Source organism: Paenibacillus oenotherae (assembly GCF_019443105.1).
Lineage (GTDB): Bacteria > Bacillota > Bacilli > Paenibacillales > Paenibacillaceae > Paenibacillus_Z > Paenibacillus_Z oenotherae.
The window spans coordinates 44313-61709 of the sequence record NZ_JAHZIJ010000011.1; the positions used below are offsets into that span (position 1 = coordinate 44313).

Sequence of the window (17397 nt, forward strand, 5' to 3'; positions counted from 1 at the left end):
ACAAAATGGAATGCCTCCCGTGACGTTCGCATAGCATGTGACATGAAGGAGAAGAAGGCAGGATTAGCGCCTGCTTAAAGGAGGTTGGCTCATGCTCCCTTACGTCGTGCAGCCAGGCGATACGCTGCTGCGCATTGCCCGAAGGTTCGAGGTGAATGCGGCTTCTCTGACCGCGGCCAATCCGCGGATATCTTCCGAATTACAGCTTATGCCTGGCTTGCTGCTATCTATACCGCTGCAAACGGTCGCGGTCTATTGCGTACAGCCAGGAGATACTGTCATTAGAGTGGCTGGAGCTTTCTCGGTGTCGATTCAAGCGCTTGTTGCCGCCAATCCCGGCGTGGACCCCAGGCAGCTTGTGCCGGGGCAGCTGCTGACTGTGCCTGCCGGCGGTTATCACCGCATCGTGGATGCAAGGGCGGAGTATGGACATAGGGAGCTCACAGCGGATATGGATGCGCTTCAGCGCGAATATCCATTTCTGACGAAGACGGTTATCGGACATAGCGTCATGGGGAAACCGATCTATTCGCTGCGGCTGGGAGAAGGAGCGCGCAAAGTTCATTTCAATGCTGCGATGCATGCCAATGAGTGGATCACGGCGCCGCTGCTGATGACATTCGCGGAGGATGCCGCTCAAGCCTGCTCGCTGGGCGAGAAGCTGTGCGGAACGGACATGCGCACGCTTCTGAAGGAAGTGTCAGTCTGGTTCGTCCCGCTAGTCAACCCGGACGGTGTCGAGCTGGCGCAGGAGGGACTGCGCCGCGATCATCCCCATTATCAAGCGCTGCTTCAGATGAACCGCCAATCATCCCGTTTCGTCAAGTGGAAGGCCAATGTGCGGGGGGTCGATCTGAATGATCAATTCCCTGCTTTCTGGGAAGAGGAAGTGGAGCGCAGAGCGGCAACTGGACCGGGCCCGAGGGACTATCCCGGCGAAGCGCCATTGACAGAACCGGAGGCGCTGGCATTGGCGGAGCTAACGCAGAGGGAGCAGTTTGATCTTGTTGTGGCGCTTCATACGCAGGGTCAGGAGATCTACTGGAACTATCGAGGTTATGAGCCGCCGGAGTCGGAACGCATTGCTTATAAGCTGGCGAAGGTGAGCGGCTACAAGCCGATCAAGCTGCGCGGCAGCGATGCCGGATATAAAGATTGGTTCATTCATGATTATCGCAAGCCGGGATTTACGGTCGAGGTCGGCAATGGATGCAATCCGCTGCCCGTGGAGTCATTCCCTGATCTGTATGATGAGGTGTGTCCACTGCTTATCGCTGCTATGGAGTCGGCTGCGAATCGGAAATGAAAAGCCGCCGCGGCTGCTGTCTATAATCGGATGAGCCGTTCCGATGTCCCAATAAGGACATTGGAACGGTTCTTTGTTTATATGAGAGGCAAGAGCGCCAGAGGCGCCGCTATGCTATAATGGGGAAAAGGAGGCTGCCACCATGCGCAAACTATTGTCTCTTCGCCATTGGCGTCATGTGTTTGTACGAATCTTTCGTTTGCTGGCCGCAAGAGAAGTCCGCTTATTGGACAAGCTTCTTTATGTGGTTCCGGTTATTCTTTATTGGGTGATGCCCGATCTGCTTCCTTTTCTTCCAATTGATGATATTGCCTTTACGATGATTGTGGCTGAGTGGTATACAAGGTATATGGAACGCAAGTATGCAGGGAGAATCCGACAATAACAGGTTGAACATTGCGGGTTGTTTCTTTACAATAGGAAGGACAGATGAAGAGGGACAGGCTGCCGTATAGGGCAAGCTTGACATGAAGGAGATGGAATACGATTATGAATTGCAAAATAACCCGCAATGCAGCGAAGATCCTCCGCCAGGAGCTGGACAAGGCTGAGAATGAAGGCAAGCTGCTGCGTATTTATGTCACCCATTCGCATGGAGATCATGCGCACTATGGTATGCGTTTGGATGATGCAGGGGCTAACGATGAGGTGATCGAGACCGATAAGGGCATCACCGTCGTGCTGGAGCAAGGCGTTGATCTGCTGGACGGGGTCAAGATTGATTATCACTACTTGCCCAAGGAAGGCTTCGTCATATCGAATCCGACCAAAGGCAACCACGGCGATCACTAATCGGCGAGGGGCGGCAAGGAAAGTGGAGCGGGGAGACTGACGATGGCTAACGATATCCGAATATGTGACAAATGCAAGCATACACGAATCAAGACGATGCTGCCCAAGCTGGAGAAGATGGCGCCGGGCACGGAAATCCGCGTAGGCTGCAAGTCATACTGCGGGCCATGCTCGCGTTTTGCATTTATATTCATCAATGGACGCTATGTAACTGCGCCTACAGAGGATGAAGTGATAGAGAAGGCACGCAAATATGTAAAGAAATAATAGAAACCCGCTCCGGCATTGTTTGCTGGGGCGGGTTCTTTCTATGCTTTGCCTATACTAGAGGCGATGCCAGAATAAGAAGTGTCCGCGCGTGTCCACGCTACTCCTTCTCCCGAAACGCTTTAATCAGATCATTCTCGACAACAAGATCGGAGGTGACAAGCTCCTTGCGGGCATCGGCAGCTCCCTCTGTACAGAGGCTGCGATCCTGCGGCGTGCCGCTTGCCGCATCGAGACATTGGCTATGCTCGGGCAAGCCGTCTTCCGCCGGAATATAGAACACTTTTCCGTCTGTGTAAGCACCGTTGCGAAGCACCATCGTTTTGCCTTCCAGCGGCTTGTCCAGCACAAGCGGTGTGCCAATCATATACTTGTCAGCGGTTGATATGCCTAGCAAATGCAGTATTGTAGGCGTCAAATCTAGCTGTCCGCCCGGCTCCTCATATCGTCCTGCTTTGTCCCCATCCGGAAGATGAACCAATAATGGCACCTGCTTCAGAATCTTCAGCCGATCCAGGTCGCTAAGCGGCTTGCCGAGGAACTTCTCGAAAGGCTCCCAATCCCGTATGGAATTGTCATGATCCCCGTAGAACAGCAGGATGGATTCATCCCACAGCCCTTCGGCCTTCAATCGGTCTACCATATGCCCGAACGCAGTATCGACATAATGAATCGACTGCAGGTAATCACCAAACATCGTTCCCTTATATTCGCCGAGGTCGAGAGTTTGATAGCTTTCCGGCAGCGCATAGGGGTGGTGGCTGGACAATGTAATCAAGAAGGAGTAGAAAGGCTGCTTCTGCTTCGCAATCTCGTCGATCGATTGCCTGAAGAACGAGTCATCGCCAAGCGACCAGCCGAGCGGTTCGTCTATCGTATAGTTCTTCTTATTGAAAAAGGTATCATATTTCATATTATGATACATGGCATTCCGGTTCCAGAACCCGCCATCATAGGCATGATAGACGGAAGTGCTGTAGCCGCTATCCTTCAGCACCGAGGGAAGGCTGTCGAATTGATGCTGGGCATAGCGGATGAACACCGATCCGGTAGGCAGCGGTTGAAGCGAAATATTGGCGGCCAGATCAGCATCCGATGTCCGTCCTTGTGACGTCTGATGATAGAAATTGCTGAAATACATGCTCTCTTCAAGCACTTTGTTCATATTGGGCGTGACCTCTACGCCGTTCAGCGATTGGCCGATTACGAAGTTCTGGAAGGCTTCCGCCTGAATCATAATGACGTTCTTGCCCTTATACTTGCCGAACATGCCATCGGATTGAAGACCTTCCCGCAGGCTTCCGCGCTCGGCAAACCATTGCTTCGCAGCATCGATCTGCTCTGGCGGAACCGTCTTGTCATCGAACCAATGCTGATTCGCATAACGGTAAATATCATATCCGTGAAACCCGATTACACCTGTTACATTGTAGAGCGACAGATTCCACCAGTTGCCGACGAACAGTCCTTGCGCCCATGTCCGCTTGGCAATGTTCACGGGAACGAATACGAGCGTCAGACCCGTTGCAAAAACGATCAGGCTAATAGAGAAGCGCAGCAGTATCCGCCGCCACCGTTTCTGCTTGACGAAGGAGAGTGTCGCCCGAGGCTCTCTTCTGCGGAACAGAACGTAGAGAGCAATGGGAATTATAAAGAGCCAGTCTATGAAAAACCAAATATCAATCCAAAAAAGCAGAGACCCGATACTATCGCCAAGCGAGCTTACTTGCCCTGCTTGTGTTAATACCGGTACAGAGATCAGATCCTGAAAATATCGGAAATATACAAGATCGGCATAAATAATGGCTGTCAGCAGTACATTCAACAGAGCAAGCGCGGCAATTCGGCCGCGAAGCGGCAGCCACAATGTCCAGAAGGACACAAGCGCCAGCGCCCCGAGTCCGGTAAAGACATCATCCACGCTCATCGCCATATTGGGAACATGAATGAAACGGTCGAACATGACAAGCTTCAACATCATTAGTACGAAAAAAAGCAGCAGATCAACACCCTTCAGCCGTTTAGCAGCATCAATGGAACCGGCTGCGCCACGCTGAGCGGCTTTTAGAAACGTTCCTATCATTGTAGAGGAATTCCTTTCATTTTTTACAATTCATTCATAATATCTTCTCTCATTATAGTACAGTTCGCATTCAATTCAAGCTACCGGAACGTTATTCCTGGCTGCGAAATGGAGGAAGAGGCCCGAAAAATTGGTAAAGGGCGCATTCAATCCGGCCGTTATATAATTTGCGCTTCTTATCCGCCGGGCGTCCGAGATAGTGTTCGAAAGATTTGGCAGGACTGAGTGCAAAGAAGGACCAGGTCGGCAGCGTTGCCGCAGTGAAGCCAAGCTGGCGAATCGCTTTCTCCGCCTCTTCATCGTCGCCCAGACGGGTGCCGTAAGGCGGATTCGTAATGATGCAGCCATAATCTCCCTCAGGCTTTGCTTTCGTTACGGGCAATACGCTGAGCTTGATCTCCTGCCCCAAGCCTGCTTTCTTGATGGCAGCCTGGGCCACTTCAATCGCGGACGGATCGATATCCGAGCCGGAGATCATCAGCGGGAAGTCATCCTTCACGGAATCGTAAGCCTCGTCGCGTGCATCATCCCACAGCCGCTGCGGAATGACGGGCCAGCCTTCGCTATTGAATGTGCGGCGCAGTCCAGGTGCTATATTCCAGCCGATCAGAGCGGCTTCGATGGGAATGGTGCCAGAGCCGCAGAACGGATCATACAGCGGCCGTTCCGGACGCCAGCGGCTGAGCAGCACCAGAGCTGCTGCCATCGTTTCCTTCAGCGGCGCTTCGGTCACGAGCTTGCGGTAACCTCTTTTGTGAAGGCCGGGTCCAGTCGTATCCAGCGTAATGAGCGCCATATCGTTCAGCAGCGCCACTTCAATCACATATCTGGCGCCGTCCTCGTGGAACCATTCCGTCCCGTAGGCCGCCTTCATTTTCTCAACTACAGCTTTCTTCACAATGCTCTGGCATGCGGGCACACTGGAGAGCTGCGATTTATGAGAGCGCCCCTCGACAGGGAATTCGCCGTCCTCCGGTATCCAATGAGACCAGTCCAGCGCCTTGGTTCCTTCGAATAATTCATCGAATGTACGTGCAGGGAACTCCGCCATCTTCACCAAGACGCGGTCTGAAGTGCGCAGCCATAGATTCGTCCTGCATATGTCGGCATAATCGCCGGAGAAAGTAACACGCCCATTCCCGACCTGCATATCACTATAGCCGAGATCCTTCAATTCACGCGCAACGATGGCTTCCAAGCCCATTGGCGCTGTTGCAATTAACTGTAATTTACCCATACATATTCACTCACTTTCGAGCAGCTCCGGTTGTGTCCGGTCTCGCAAAATCATACAATCAAGTATAGGACAAACAGTGGTTTAATTACAAACCGTAATTACGGAGGCAGATTGAGATGACAACAGAACAATATGTAGAGCAGCTACTTGGCGAGGATGCCGATTTGGAACGAGTGAAGAAATCGATCAGCGAGCATGGGATGCCGGAGATATCGGTCGCCCCGGGCTACGGGAGGCTGCTGTCGATGCTGGTGACAATGTCAGGCGCGAAGCATGTGCTCGAAATCGGCGCATTAGGCGGCTACAGCGGAATTTGTCTCATGCGGGGATTGCCGGAGGACGGCAGGCTGACCTCGCTGGAGATCAAGGCCCAATTCGCCGATGTGGCATGGACGAACCTGAAAGCGGCCGGATATGGGGAGCGTGTGGATTACATTATTGGCGATGCCAAGGCCAGCCTGTCTATACTAGCGGATAAGGGGCGCAAGTTTGACTTCTTCTTTATAGATGCTGACAAAGAGAATTACCCTGTCTATCTGGAGTGGGCGATACAGCTTGCCAATCCGGGTGCAGTCATTATCGGAGATAACGCGCTTCTGCATGGCAGAACGATTGATCCTGCCAAGAATGGCCCTTCTGTCCTGGCGATGCGGCGATTTAATGAGCTGATGCTGCGGGATGAACGATTGACGGGGACGCTGCTGCCCGCCTATGACGGACTTACTATTGCTACTGTGAAATAACGGGCATGCAGCTATGAGAGAGTGGTACTTTGAGAGGGATACTTTGAGAGAGAGGACACTATGAGAGAGGACATACCGTCATGTTGAGAGCCAGATTAGGCTACTTCATTATGGTCATCGTCGTTATTGTGCTTGGCTTGAGCAGCAGAGCCTTTGCAGATGAACTGCCCGCATTTATTGCTGATCATTTTGGCGATGCATTGTGGGCGGGGATGATTTATTTTGCTATACGCATAGTATTTATAAATCGGACATTAGGGATGGCCGCCGGACTTGGCGTCATGTTGTGCTTCGGAATTGAATTCAGCCAGCTCTATCAGGCCGACTGGATCAACGACATTCGAGCGACGACCCTCGGTGCACTTATACTCGGCAAAGGCTACCTGACCATGGATTTAATTAGATATAGCGTCGGCATTCTCGTTTCCTGCCTGGTGGATCGTTACGGCTTTCTCCCCTTGCATAAGAAATGGGCGGCACAATAGTGCAGCATCCTTGCCGGGCGGGCCCTCAACCGTTCGGCTGAGAACCGGCACTAGATTCATTCCAGCTGTTCTCTTCCGCGCCCGGTCTTGCTTCTGGCAACGAGCGTCTGCCGCACCCATATGGCATTAATGAAGAAGAGCGCAGAGGAGGTAAGGAAGACACCCTCTATGCCGATCCAGCCGGAGATGAAGCCTCCGACAATAGGCCCGATCATGTTGCCGATGCTGAGCGTGCTGCTGTTCATACTGAAGGAGCGGCCCTCCATGCCATCGGGAGTAAACTTGCGGATAAGCGCATTGACTGAAGGTATGAGCCCTCCGAGAAAAATCCCCTGCAAAAAGCGGAACAACAGAAGCTGCCATACTGTAGTGGACATGGCTTGCGGAATGAAGAGCACGGCGGCGCCGATAAGAGAGACGCCGAGTACCCATTCCTGACCGATTCGGTCACTAAGCTTGCCGAGCAGTGGCGCGGCAAACATATTGGACAAGCCCGCCGCTGAGCCGACAAAGCCTGCCCAGAATGCAAGATTGGCCGAAGTTCCGTGCAGCTCCTGTACATAGAGGGGCATAAGCGGCATGGGGCCGATCATGGCGAATTGGATCAGGAAGGTAACCGCGAACAGCGAGGTCAATTGAGGGATGCGGCTGAGCTGCCGAAAGCCTTCGATGAGCGACACATTCGGCTTGGCGGCGGCTTCCTTCCGGTCGAAGCTCTCCTTCACTACGAACAAAGCGAGCAGCGAAGCCAGGAAGATGAAGGTTCCGGTCACATAGAAGATGGACCGGAAGCCGATCCAATCCGCCAATAAACCACCCATAAGCGGCCCTAGTATAGTACCCGCGATCGCGCCGGATTGCAGCGTTCCCATTGCGAAGCCCATCCGGCTCTTGGGCGTTGTTGCAGAGATGAGCGATATCGATGCCGGGCTAAAGCCGGATATCGTACCGTTAATAAGCCGCAGCGCGAGCAGATGCCATGGCGAAACCGCGAAGCCCATGCAAACCATGACGATAGCCATGCCGAAGCCGGATCGCAGGAGCATAATTTTGCGTCCATATCGATCCGACAGCTTGCCCCACAGAGGCTGAAACAGAAAGGCCGTAACAAAGTTGCCCGCAAAAATAATGCCGGCCCAAGTTGCGATCTCATGCGGATCGCTTAATCCCAGATCGCTCTGCAAGTACAGCGACAGGAACGGGATAATCATTGTCATGCCAGCCAATACAAGAAACTGTCCGAACCACAGCACAATCAAATTCTTTTTCCACTGCTCCATCGTATCGCGCTCCCGTCATGACTGAGATGTATGTAAACACAATAGAGTAAGTATATCATAAAGGGGAGCGATGCCATCTGTAGGGAGGGATTATATGGTGGTCGGCGAATGAGTTCATCTTCATTTGGGGAGAAGGGAATCTGCGTATGCGCGCGCACTTGATCAGCGAACATTCCTGCTGGGAGGCAGTTTTTTACTCGTTTCGGCTTGTCTATAGATGAAATGCCTGCCAAAGTGCAGGCATTTCGCGGTGTTCGCCCAATATTGGCCCAATCCGCTATATATTCCTGCACTTAGGCAGGCATTCTGCCCGCAAAGCATTCTTTTAGCCGAAATTCCTGCGCTTACGCAGGCTTCCCTATACCTTCGAACTGCGAACCGGATCTGTTTTAGCCATTCGCTCGTACACGTTTGGAGTGTGCGCGATTCCCGGCGAGATGGGAACTGCGCGGTACGGATGTCACCACCTAGTTGACGGGGAGCCTACCGGGACTTTCGCGGGCAGCCTGATGATTGCAGGCAGCGTCGATGTTTATGGAATCGGTGTCCCCAGGCCGGGGTATCCTGCTCAATGGTTATTCCGTGATTTCTTCAAATTCGGCATCGTAGATGCGGAACATCGTTTTATAGCCCGACTCATCCACTTTGATGCCTACATCGAGCCTGCCGGATACTTTCAGCGGACCTTTATGATGTCTGAGATTCGAATCTGCTGGCACGTAGACAATCATTATTTTGTTCCAGTACGTCTCATCGCCGTTGTCGAACGGACACTCCGCTCCCGGTGCCGGAATAAGCAAAAACCAGTTTTTATCAAAGGACAAAATCTCGCCCATATAGCCGTTAATAGCAACCTGGCTGCCGCTCAAATCCCAGAATTGGTCAGACGGTGTGGTCTGATCCTCATTATCGAAGAATCCGGACCAGGAGATGGTGCTGATCCCGTTCGTACTATCCTTCCCTGGCTTAGCTGGCGCTTTGGCAGCAGGCTGGGCTGCATTCGTACTGTTCTGCGTCCCCTTGCTATCCTTGGATGAACTGTTCCGGGGTTCCGCCGAAGCATCCTCCTTTGCGGAAGTGACTCCGGCGGGCTCAGCCTTCTTGTCTGGTCGAGCATTCTTATCTGCTGGCTTGCCGCTGACGTTACCGTCTGCAGCGGAGGCCGCAGGCATCTCGTCTGCTTGTGCTGTCTGCCCTTGCGCGGACAGCTTGTTGACGGGCTGCTCCGCCGTGGCTTCCTTGGGTGTTGCTTGCTCCGTGGCAGGCGCTTGGGATGCAGCACTATTGCTCCCAGTGGCTGCGTTTGATCGTGTTTCTGCATCGACGCCTGCCGCAGCTTCACTCTCCGCTTCTTGCGGAGAAGCCGCTCCATCGCCAACACTGTCTGCCGCGCTCTCCACAACGAAGGAGCCGGCTTCAGTCTCTTTACTCGAAGTATTGCCGCACCCTAGAATAAGAAGGAATGCCAGCAATATAAACCATTTTATTTTTCTCATCTGCGCTCGCCTGCCTTTATGCTTTGAATAATTGAAGCGGGTCCAGCCGGTACATTTTGAAGGAAGGGATCATCATCGCCAAGCCGCCCAGAACAATCGTTCCAAGAATGAGAAGCAGGTGGCTCGGGCCCGCCAGCAGCGCGTTGATCTTGATTCCGGTGTAGTCGAACAGCAAGTCCTGAAACAGATACCCGCCCAGATGGCCTATGCCGATGCCCGCAATTAATCCGCAGATGACCAAAGCCATGCCTTCGCCGATGAAGGTCATGAAGACATATCCTCTTGATTTGCCGATCAATCTCAGCAGCCCGACATCCTTCTTGCGCTCGTTCGCAGCTGCTGTTAACGATAATAGGAGGGAGGACGCAGCGAGCAGAATGCACAGCATCGTGACGAGTCCGATCATTTCAGAGCCAAGATCGACAACCTCCAGTACATCTGCGACGGCTTTGCTCGTATACGCAGCTTGAACGCCGTTCTCCCCATCATATTGGAGCTTGATCTCCTGTACGCCCCCAATGGATCGCGGCTTGACCAGCACTGCGGTAACTTCCCGATGCTCGCCCGATTCCTCATGAACGGCCCAGGCGTAATCCATCGTTGTGAAGACAGCGCGGTCATCGGGTGTATGCAGCGGGGGAAGAATACCGACAATTTTATATTGAAACTCCTCATGCTCATCATGATGCTCCTCCACGGCGTCGAAGGAATGACCGGCCTCCTCAACTAAACCATGGCCGCCCTTGAACGTGTCCCCGACCGAGACGCCCAGCGCCCGAGCGGCATGAGAGCCGATTACGACCTCGCCCAGACTTCCGTAGAGATTGCCTGCGGACAGCTTCTGATTGCCATAGCGGGTTGCAAAATATTCCGGATCAATTCCCACGATCGGATACCCGTTGTAATTGTCGCCCGTTGTCATCCCGTATGCCTTATCTACTCCGTTATGCTTCTGCAGAGCATCCAGCACATCGAGTGAAATGTTGCCTACAGGCGCCCCGACATGATAGAAGGTGTTCAGGACAAGCTGTGTCTCGCTTCCCTCTGCGCCAACTACGAGATCGAAGGGGCCGTAGCCCTTGGCCGCCCCCTCTTCCACGCTCTCCTGCATAAGGATCAAGAATACGATCAGGCCCACGGTTACAGCGACAGTGGAGACGGTCAGCAGCGAAAGAAATTTGCGGTGCAAAATATTCCGGACAACGAATGCAGCCAGTTTCATAACATATGCTCCTTATACGGTTGGACGGAGGTTGATTTGCCAGTCCGGTGCGCCTTGTTCAGATCGCTGATATGCAGACATTTTGTGAAGCGCTGCGCGAGATTGAGATCATGTGTCACGGTTATCAATGTCATTCCCGACGTCATGCATATCTTCAATAATAGCTCGGTCAGCTCACCCGCTGTCTCCCAGTCCAAACTGCCAGTCGGCTCGTCTGCGAGAACGAGCGGGGGATTGTTGATCAGCGCCCGTATGATAGCTACCCGCTGCTGTTGCCCTCTGGACAGCTGTGCAGGGAGATGATGGATGCGCTCCTCTAGTCCCACCTTATGAAACCATTGATGAAGCAGGTCGTTGCGCTGTTTCCTGGAGCGTCCTGCCACAGGCATAACCAGCTCTACATTCTGCCCTGCCGTAAGCGAAGGGATAAGGTGGAACTCCTGCATAATATAGCCGACATTGGCTGCTCGGTATTGATCACGCCGGGATTGCGACATTTCGTGCAGGGAGTGGGACTGGACATAAATCCCTCCGCTGTCAGGCCCCATAATGCCCCCGAGCAGATGCAGAAGTGTGCTCTTGCCTGAGCCGCTCGGGCCGATAATGGCAATTTTCTCTCCGGCGGCTACTTCCCAGCTTGGAATATTTAGAATGGGAAGCGACTTGCCGTTTACCCGGAAGCCTTTTGCCACTTGATCAAGTTGTATCAATCTCATCACCCCCAATGGAAAAACAGGAGAACCTGGTTCCCCTGTTTGTTCGGCCTATTCAAAAATATAGCTATACGGTCTCACTGTGCTTGCTTATTGCAGAACAATGCGCTCGGACAGGGAGTCCCACTTCAACGTTTTGCCCGTCAGATGGTTGAAGGCTGACAATGGCAGGTACAGCTTGCCGTTGTCGAGATCCGCCTTGTAAGCCGCTTCGGTGCCATTATGCTTCACAGCCAGCGTGCTCAGGTTAATCGTTACGAGCTTGTTAGCTTTGGAAATGATAACAGCATTCGCATCCGCTTTATACTTGCCGCCAAGCGCCTCAGCTAGCGCTTGAGCAGGATATAGCACTGCGTTGTCGCGTGTTACTTTGAACTTCGGATACAGATGCTTGGCTTGCAGCTTCTCGGTTGCTTTCTTCAGATCAACGCCGATAATTTGTGCAGATGCCTGTGCAACCCGGGTATTGTCGATTTGGCCTTTAAGAAGGCTTGTAATTGGACCGTAACCCCATACGCCGACATCGACGGCAGAGTGTCCATGGCCAGCCCAGCCTACCAGCAACCGCTTGGAAACTACTGCGTTATAGCCGCCCTCGCGACCATAGGAGGAGCCGTCTCCATCGAGAATTTGCTGTGCTTCCTCATCGCTGAGATCAGTAATCGCTGTATTGGAGGCAACAATTTTCTTGATATCATCAATCGATGCCGCTTCCTTCAAAGCATTGACAATCGACTCGGAGGAATGCTTCTGCTTGCCCCATTGATCGATGTTCAGCTCATAGATATTATCACGGGAGAGCGACAGACCGCCGGTCTCATGGTCAGCTGTAATAACAACAGAGGTGTTGCCGTCTTTCTTGGCGAAATCCATTGCAACTTTAACCGCTGCATCGAAATCCAGCATTTCCTTGATTGTTGTCGGGAAATCATTCGCATGGCTGGCATGGTCGATACGGCCGCCTTCGATCATGATCGCGAAGCCATCTTTATCTGCCGATAGAAGCTCCAACGCTTTGCCTGTCATCGTCGCCAGATTAGGCGTATTGGCATCCCGATCAGTGGTATAGGCGATATGGGAGGAGCCGAAGAAGCCGAGCGCCTTGGAGGTTTTGCTGTTCAAAGCTTTTAAAGAAGCTCCGTCTCTTACAATCTTGTAGCCTTTGGAAGTAAAGTCGTTCAGGATCGATTTGTCGCTGCGTTTGCCCTTCTCATCCTTGCTGAGAAAGAATTGCTCGCCGCCGCCGAACAGAACATCAACCCCGCTCTCCAAATATTGCGAAGCAATCGCGCTCTCGTTATCTCGGCTGCGGACATGAGAAGCGTACACGGCTGGAGTCGCATGCGTAATTCTTGCCGTCGATACTAGTCCGGTTGCTTTGCCGCTTAATTCTGCTGCTTCAATAACGGATGCGTAAGGCTTGGATACATCCTCGTTGGATACGCTGATGCCTGCATTGTAGGTTTTGTTGCCTGTTGCAAAAGCAGTGCCCGCAGAGGCGGAATCTGTTACTGCGCCGGAGACAATTTTCCCGCCGTCCTCGCCGCGGTCTGCGAACGTGGTGGCTTGTCCGATATAGAATTGATCAAGAGCCAGGCTCGGTTTGCCGAGAACTGTCTTGGAGTAAAGCCTTGCAGCTGTCACTTGCGCGGGACCCATGCCGTCACCGATCAATACGATCAGGTTTTTGGACTGCGGTTTTTTCGCCGTCGATTCTTTGGCTGTAACCAGTGAGCCAGAGGAGACGATCGTGAGTGCGAGTCCTGTCAATAAAAGTGCTTTGAATGATTTCTTCACAAAATTCCCTCCAAATAATTAAGAAGTCTTCTATCTTCAATCCGAATTGTACGGGTCATAGATTAAGGGAGTATCATTGAATTGTTGTGAATTTGCAAAGAGCGTTCCCTCGCGCTGCGTGGAAGTGCAGTGATTTTTTGCACAGCAGGCAATGTCTATGAAAGGGTAGGATATAGCTGGAACAGGGCATTTGTCATACGATTGTCAATGATCGTCGATCCTTGGCGGTTGTTACACTGCGGCAAAAAGGGCATAATGAATATGGAAACGAAGGGAAAACGATAGAAATGGGGAACGTGAATGAGCTACAACGACCGTTTCATCCGGGCATGCCGGAAGGAGCCTATCGATAAGCTACCCGTATGGTATATGCGGCAGGCGGGACGATATGATCCCGAATACCGTCAAATAAAAGAGAAGTATTCGCTGCTAGAGATTTGCAAACAGCCTGAGCTGGCTGCTGAAGTTACGTTGATGCCGGTCAAAAAGCTGGGCGTTGACGCGGCTATTCTATATTCCGATATTATGAATCCGGTCGCTTCGATCGGGATTGATTTCGATATCGTGGCGAACGTCGGACCTGTTATAGACAATCCCATTCGCTCGGCGGCTGATGTGGCGAAGCTGAAGCCGATCGATGTGGAGGGTGATCTGTCCCATGTTCTGGAAACGATTCGCATTCTTGACCGAGAGCTTGATGTGCCGCTAATTACGTTCGCAGGCGCGCCGTTCACCATTGCGAGCTATCTTATTGAAGGACGTCCATCCAAGTCCTATATTCGTACGAAGACGCTTATGTACAGTGAACCGGCCATCTGGTTCCAGCTGATGGACAAGCTTGGCGATATGGTAATCACCTATTTGCGTGCGCATATGGCTGCAGGCGGCAAGGCATTCCAATTGTTCGACAGTTGGGTAGGGGCGCTCGCGCCCGCAGACTTCCGGAAATTCGTGCTACCGACCATTGAGCGGATATTCGCAGAGCTGTCGGATCTGGAGCAGCCGAAGATCTACTTCCCTGGTGTGGCGTCAGGCGAGCTTCTGCCGGATCTCGGGAATGTCCAGGCCGATGTTATCGGGCTAGATTGGCGCGTGTCCATTGCAGAGGGACGGCGCCGGCTTGGCGGCGCGTTTGCCGTGCAGGGCAATCTTGATCCCTATGTGCTGACAGCACCGATGGATGTCGTGAAATCGTATGCGAAGCCCATTATTGAAGAGGGTGCGGGGCAGCCGGGCTTTATCTTTAATCTGGGCCATGGGCTGTTCCCGGAAGCCTCGCTGGACAAGCTGCGCGAGCTGACGGAATTTGTCCATGAATATTCGGAAGAAGTGATCCAGCAATCGGCGATCAAGGAGGCCCGTCATGCCTAAGCGGACGATTGGAGTGCTCGTCATGTCCTACGGGACACCGGAGAGCATGGACGGCATTGAGGAATACTACACCCATATTCGCAGAGGCCATGCTCCAACGCCCGAGCAGCTGGCCGAGCTTACAGAGCGGTATGATGCCGTAGTTGGCGGCGTGTTCCCGCTTCGCGAGAATACAAACCGCCAGGTGGCGGGCCTGCAGGCTGCGCTGGACCGGACGGTTCCCGGGCGCTATGCTTGCTACCAGGGCCTGAAGCATGCACGGCCCTATATTGAAGATGGGGTCGAGGCGATGGCAGCCGACGGTATTACGGAGGCGGTCGGCATTGTATTGGCGCCGCATTATTCCGTTATGAGTGTCGGCAGCTATGTGAAGCGGGCTCGCGAGAAAGCGGAGGCGCTCGGGATTGCGATGCGTTTCGTGGAGAGCTATCACCTTCATCCCAAGCTGATTGCCGCACTGACTGAACGCGTGGGCAGCGGGCTGGAAGCAGTGAGCTATGCCCGGCCAGTCAAGCTGCTGTTCAGTGCGCACAGTCTGCCGGAGCGGATCCGGGAAATGAATGATCCATATGAGGAGCAGCTACTGGCCACATCGGCTGCAGTTGCGGCGGGTGTCGGCTTTGTGGACTGGCAGTTCACTTGGCAGAGCGCGGGACGAACGCGCGAACCGTGGCTCGGCCCTGATATTCTGGATACGCTTCAGGAAGTGAAGGAGAAGGGATACCGGGGGGTGCTGGTGGCTCCGGTCGGATTCGTATCCGATCACTTGGAAGTGCTCTATGACCTTGATATCGAGGCAAAGGCTGCAGCGAAGGAGCTTGGCATGGTGCTCGAACGTATCGAGATGCTTAATACCGATATCCTATATATGGAGACATTGGCGGAATCGGTCGTTTCTCAGGATGAATGGCAGAATGAGATATAGAATATCGCATCCCATGATAGACAGAGGAGATGAATGAAATGCGGAGATCAAGAGAGCAGGATTCGTTAGTCGTCATTGGCGGCGGGATCAGCGGACTGAGCTCCGCTTTTTATTTGCTTGCGCAGGCGCAGGCGCGCGGTCGGCAAGCGCATGTGACGATTGTCGATCCAGCACCGCGATTAGGCGGGAAGATCAATACGCTGAAGCGGGACGGCTTCGTTATCGAGCGCGGACCGGATTCCTTCCTTGCCCGCAAGCAGCCGATGATTGATCTGGCGCGTGAACTGGGCATTGAGTATGAGCTTACCGGAACGAATCCGGAAGCGAAGAAGACCTATATCCTTCATCGGGGCAAACTGCATCCTATGCCGCCGGGACTTGTACTTGGCATACCTACAGAGATCGCGCCGTTCGCCAAGACGAGCCTGCTCACTTGGGGCGGCAAGCTTCGCGCCTTGATGGACTTTGTGCTTCCAGCGCGCAAGGAGACGGGAGATGAGTCGCTGGGAGGATTTCTGGAGCGGCGGCTCGGTACAGAAGTGATGGAGCGTATCGCGGAGCCGCTGCTTGCCGGAATTTATGCGGGAGATTTGCGCAGATTGAGCCTGCAGGCGACGTTCCCGCAATTCGGCGAAGCAGAGCGCAAGCGCGGCAGCCTGATTCGGGGCATGCGCGCGAGCAGGCGGGCAGGCGCGAATACGGCCGCTGCTCCAAGCTCGCTGCCTGGTGCCGCAGGCAAAAGTGTATTTCTGACGTTCAAGGGCGGACTGTCTACGATCGTTGCCGCTCTGGATGAAGCGTTATCGGGTGCTGAGCGGAAGCTTGGCGTTAAAGCGGTGGAGATTGTTGATCGGGCGCAGCGGCAGTCCCAAGAAGCGGGTGCGCTTCCGAGCGGATATGCAAAGCCAGTTGGTGAGGAAGCTGCAGGGGATGCTTATGTAGCTGGAGCAGGCCCGCGCTATGAAGTGGTGCTCAGCAATGGCGAGACACTGGAAGCGGACGGGATTGTCGTTACGACGCCTGCTTATGATGCGGCGGAATTATTGGGCTCTCACGTCAATACAGAAGCGCTGGAGGCTGTACGGTATGTTTCGGTTGCTAATGTCGTTATGGCCTTCGATAAGGCGGCGCTCGGCCGTCAATTCGATGGATCGGGCTTCGTAGTCCCCCGTTCGGAAGGGACGACGATTACAGCCTGCACATGGACATCGGCCAAATGGCTGCATACCAGTCCGGGAGATAAAGTGCTGCTGCGCTGTTATGTCGGCCGGTCAGGCGATGAGGAGATCGTTGATCTTCCTGATGACCAGCTGGCCGAAGCGGTAAGGCATGATATGCGCGAGATAATGGGCATTACAGCCGTTCCGCTCTTTACGGAGATTACGCGGTTGCACCGCTCCATGCCGCAATATCCGGTAGGGCATCTGCAGCATACCGCTGCCATGCGCAAGGAGCTGGAATCAGTGCTGCCCGGTGTATGGGTAACAGGCGCGGCCTTTGATGGGGTCGGCTTGCCCGACTGTATCCGCCAAGGCAAGGAAGCGGCGATCCGTGTGTATGAGAAGCTTTAATGGCTAGTTTGCTCGTGAACATTGCGGGTGAACGTTCATTCCACATCAGTGGATTTCTATCGTATTGCTATTAGTGAGAAGCGCGAGTGCAGGGGGATTTTGCCCCTGC

General features: G+C 53.4%; 16 protein-coding genes. 9 read left to right on the plus strand and 7 right to left on the minus strand.

The genetic code is table 11. The annotated features are described in order from the left end of the window. Window positions 1-91: 91 nt before the first annotated feature. From K0T92_RS15545 to K0T92_RS15560, 4 genes are all read left to right on the plus strand, one after another. Entirely contained in the window at window positions 92-1306 is a 1215-nt protein-coding gene (locus tag K0T92_RS15545) for a M14 family metallopeptidase (protein WP_219873399.1), read from the plus strand. Window positions 1307-1448: 142 nt separating this feature from the next. Continuing rightward, window positions 1449-1691 carry a hypothetical protein gene (locus K0T92_RS15550; protein WP_219873400.1) on the plus strand — a complete coding sequence of 81 codons (243 nt, stop codon included), beginning with the start codon at window positions 1449-1451 and terminating at the stop codon, window positions 1689-1691. 104 nt (window positions 1692-1795) lie between these two features. Continuing rightward, on the plus strand, window positions 1796-2098 hold the full coding sequence (locus K0T92_RS15555) for a HesB/IscA family protein (protein ID WP_219873401.1): 303 nt from the start codon (window positions 1796-1798) through the stop codon (window positions 2096-2098). Between the two features lie 42 nt (window positions 2099-2140). Continuing rightward, the gene (locus tag K0T92_RS15560; protein ID WP_219873402.1) at window positions 2141-2365 is read left to right on the plus strand and encodes a YuzB family protein; all 225 of its coding nucleotides are present in this window, start codon (window positions 2141-2143) and stop codon (window positions 2363-2365) included. Between the two features lie 100 nt (window positions 2366-2465). Here the strand turns inward: K0T92_RS15560 and K0T92_RS15565 are convergent, their stop codons facing one another. Both K0T92_RS15565 and K0T92_RS15570 read right to left on the minus strand, forming a co-directional pair. After that, entirely contained in the window at window positions 2466-4448 is a 1983-nt protein-coding gene (locus K0T92_RS15565; RefSeq protein WP_219873403.1) for an LTA synthase family protein, read from the minus strand. A 91-nt stretch (window positions 4449-4539) separates the two neighbouring features. Continuing rightward, the gene (locus K0T92_RS15570; protein ID WP_219873404.1) at window positions 4540-5685 is read right to left on the minus strand and encodes a THUMP domain-containing class I SAM-dependent RNA methyltransferase; all 1146 of its coding nucleotides are present in this window, start codon (window positions 5683-5685) and stop codon (window positions 4540-4542) included. A 116-nt stretch (window positions 5686-5801) separates the two neighbouring features. On the opposite strand from K0T92_RS15570, the gene K0T92_RS15575 reads away from it, so the two are divergent. Further along, complete coding sequence (locus tag K0T92_RS15575) at window positions 5802-6428, plus strand: O-methyltransferase (RefSeq protein WP_219873405.1); 627 nt, start codon at window positions 5802-5804, stop codon at window positions 6426-6428. Window positions 6429-6508: 80 nt separating this feature from the next. Further along, window positions 6509-6913 carry a ribosomal maturation YjgA family protein gene (locus tag K0T92_RS15580; RefSeq protein ID WP_219873406.1) on the plus strand — a complete coding sequence of 135 codons (405 nt, stop codon included), beginning with the start codon at window positions 6509-6511 and terminating at the stop codon, window positions 6911-6913. Between the two features lie 56 nt (window positions 6914-6969). On the opposite strand, the gene K0T92_RS15585 is transcribed toward K0T92_RS15580, so the two are convergent. From K0T92_RS15585 to K0T92_RS15605, 5 genes are all read right to left on the minus strand, one after another. Then, window positions 6970-8193, minus strand: coding sequence for an MFS transporter (locus K0T92_RS15585; protein ID WP_219873407.1), 1224 nt, complete (start codon window positions 8191-8193; stop codon window positions 6970-6972). Between the two features lie 575 nt (window positions 8194-8768). Beyond that, a complete protein-coding gene (locus K0T92_RS15590) occupies window positions 8769-9689 on the minus strand; it encodes a hypothetical protein (RefSeq protein ID WP_219873408.1) in 921 nt (306 codons plus the stop codon). Between the two features lie 16 nt (window positions 9690-9705). After that, window positions 9706-10911, minus strand: a complete 1206-nt coding sequence (locus tag K0T92_RS15595; protein WP_219873409.1) for an ABC transporter permease — start codon at window positions 10909-10911, stop codon at window positions 9706-9708. Then, the gene (locus K0T92_RS15600) at window positions 10908-11627 is read right to left on the minus strand and encodes an ABC transporter ATP-binding protein (protein ID WP_425517659.1); all 720 of its coding nucleotides are present in this window, start codon (window positions 11625-11627) and stop codon (window positions 10908-10910) included. The genes K0T92_RS15595 and K0T92_RS15600 overlap by 4 nt, the downstream gene beginning before the upstream one ends. 87 nt (window positions 11628-11714) lie before the next feature. Beyond that, complete coding sequence (locus K0T92_RS15605; RefSeq protein ID WP_219873411.1) at window positions 11715-13421, minus strand: alkaline phosphatase; 1707 nt, start codon at window positions 13419-13421, stop codon at window positions 11715-11717. 300 nt (window positions 13422-13721) lie between these two features. On the opposite strand from K0T92_RS15605, the gene hemE reads away from it, so the two are divergent. From hemE to hemG, 3 genes are read left to right on the plus strand one after another with little or no spacing between them, the layout of a single operon-like run. Then, on the plus strand, window positions 13722-14792 hold the full coding sequence (gene hemE, locus K0T92_RS15610; protein ID WP_219873412.1) for a uroporphyrinogen decarboxylase: 1071 nt from the start codon (window positions 13722-13724) through the stop codon (window positions 14790-14792). After that, on the plus strand, window positions 14785-15717 hold the full coding sequence (hemH, locus tag K0T92_RS15615) for a ferrochelatase (protein WP_219873413.1): 933 nt from the start codon (window positions 14785-14787) through the stop codon (window positions 15715-15717). Before hemE ends, hemH begins: the two co-directional genes overlap by 8 nt. A gap of 38 nt (window positions 15718-15755) precedes the next feature. After that, complete coding sequence (gene hemG, locus K0T92_RS15620) at window positions 15756-17288, plus strand: protoporphyrinogen oxidase (protein WP_219873414.1); 1533 nt, start codon at window positions 15756-15758, stop codon at window positions 17286-17288. Window positions 17289-17397 lie beyond the last annotated feature (109 nt).

Bases quoted from the DNA above. Each gene is read 5' to 3' on its own strand.
- K0T92_RS15565 (WP_219873403.1), bottom strand. From the start codon at position 4,448: ATGATAGGAACGTTTCTAAAAGCCGCTCAGCGTGGCGCAGCCGGTTCC.
- K0T92_RS15545 (WP_219873399.1), top strand. From the start codon at position 92: ATGCTCCCTTACGTCGTGCAGCCAGGCGATACGCTGCTGCGCATTGCC.
- hemG (WP_219873414.1), top strand. From the start codon at position 15,756: ATGCGGAGATCAAGAGAGCAGGATTCGTTAGTCGTCATTGGCGGCGGG.
- K0T92_RS15590 (WP_219873408.1), bottom strand. From the start codon at position 9,689: ATGAGAAAAATAAAATGGTTTATATTGCTGGCATTCCTTCTTATTCTA.
- K0T92_RS15600 (WP_425517659.1), bottom strand. From the start codon at position 11,627: ATGAGATTGATACAACTTGATCAAGTGGCAAAAGGCTTCCGGGTAAAC.
- K0T92_RS15570 (WP_219873404.1), bottom strand. From the start codon at position 5,685: ATGGGTAAATTACAGTTAATTGCAACAGCGCCAATGGGCTTGGAAGCC.
- K0T92_RS15550 (WP_219873400.1), top strand. From the start codon at position 1,449: ATGCGCAAACTATTGTCTCTTCGCCATTGGCGTCATGTGTTTGTACGA.
- K0T92_RS15585 (WP_219873407.1), bottom strand. From the start codon at position 8,193: ATGGAGCAGTGGAAAAAGAATTTGATTGTGCTGTGGTTCGGACAGTTT.
- K0T92_RS15575 (WP_219873405.1), top strand. From the start codon at position 5,802: ATGACAACAGAACAATATGTAGAGCAGCTACTTGGCGAGGATGCCGAT.
- K0T92_RS15595 (WP_219873409.1), bottom strand. From the start codon at position 10,911: ATGAAACTGGCTGCATTCGTTGTCCGGAATATTTTGCACCGCAAATTT.
- K0T92_RS15580 (WP_219873406.1), top strand. From the start codon at position 6,509: ATGTTGAGAGCCAGATTAGGCTACTTCATTATGGTCATCGTCGTTATT.
- hemH (WP_219873413.1), top strand. From the start codon at position 14,785: ATGCCTAAGCGGACGATTGGAGTGCTCGTCATGTCCTACGGGACACCG.
- K0T92_RS15555 (WP_219873401.1), top strand. From the start codon at position 1,796: ATGAATTGCAAAATAACCCGCAATGCAGCGAAGATCCTCCGCCAGGAG.
- K0T92_RS15560 (WP_219873402.1), top strand. From the start codon at position 2,141: ATGGCTAACGATATCCGAATATGTGACAAATGCAAGCATACACGAATC.
- hemE (WP_219873412.1), top strand. From the start codon at position 13,722: ATGAGCTACAACGACCGTTTCATCCGGGCATGCCGGAAGGAGCCTATC.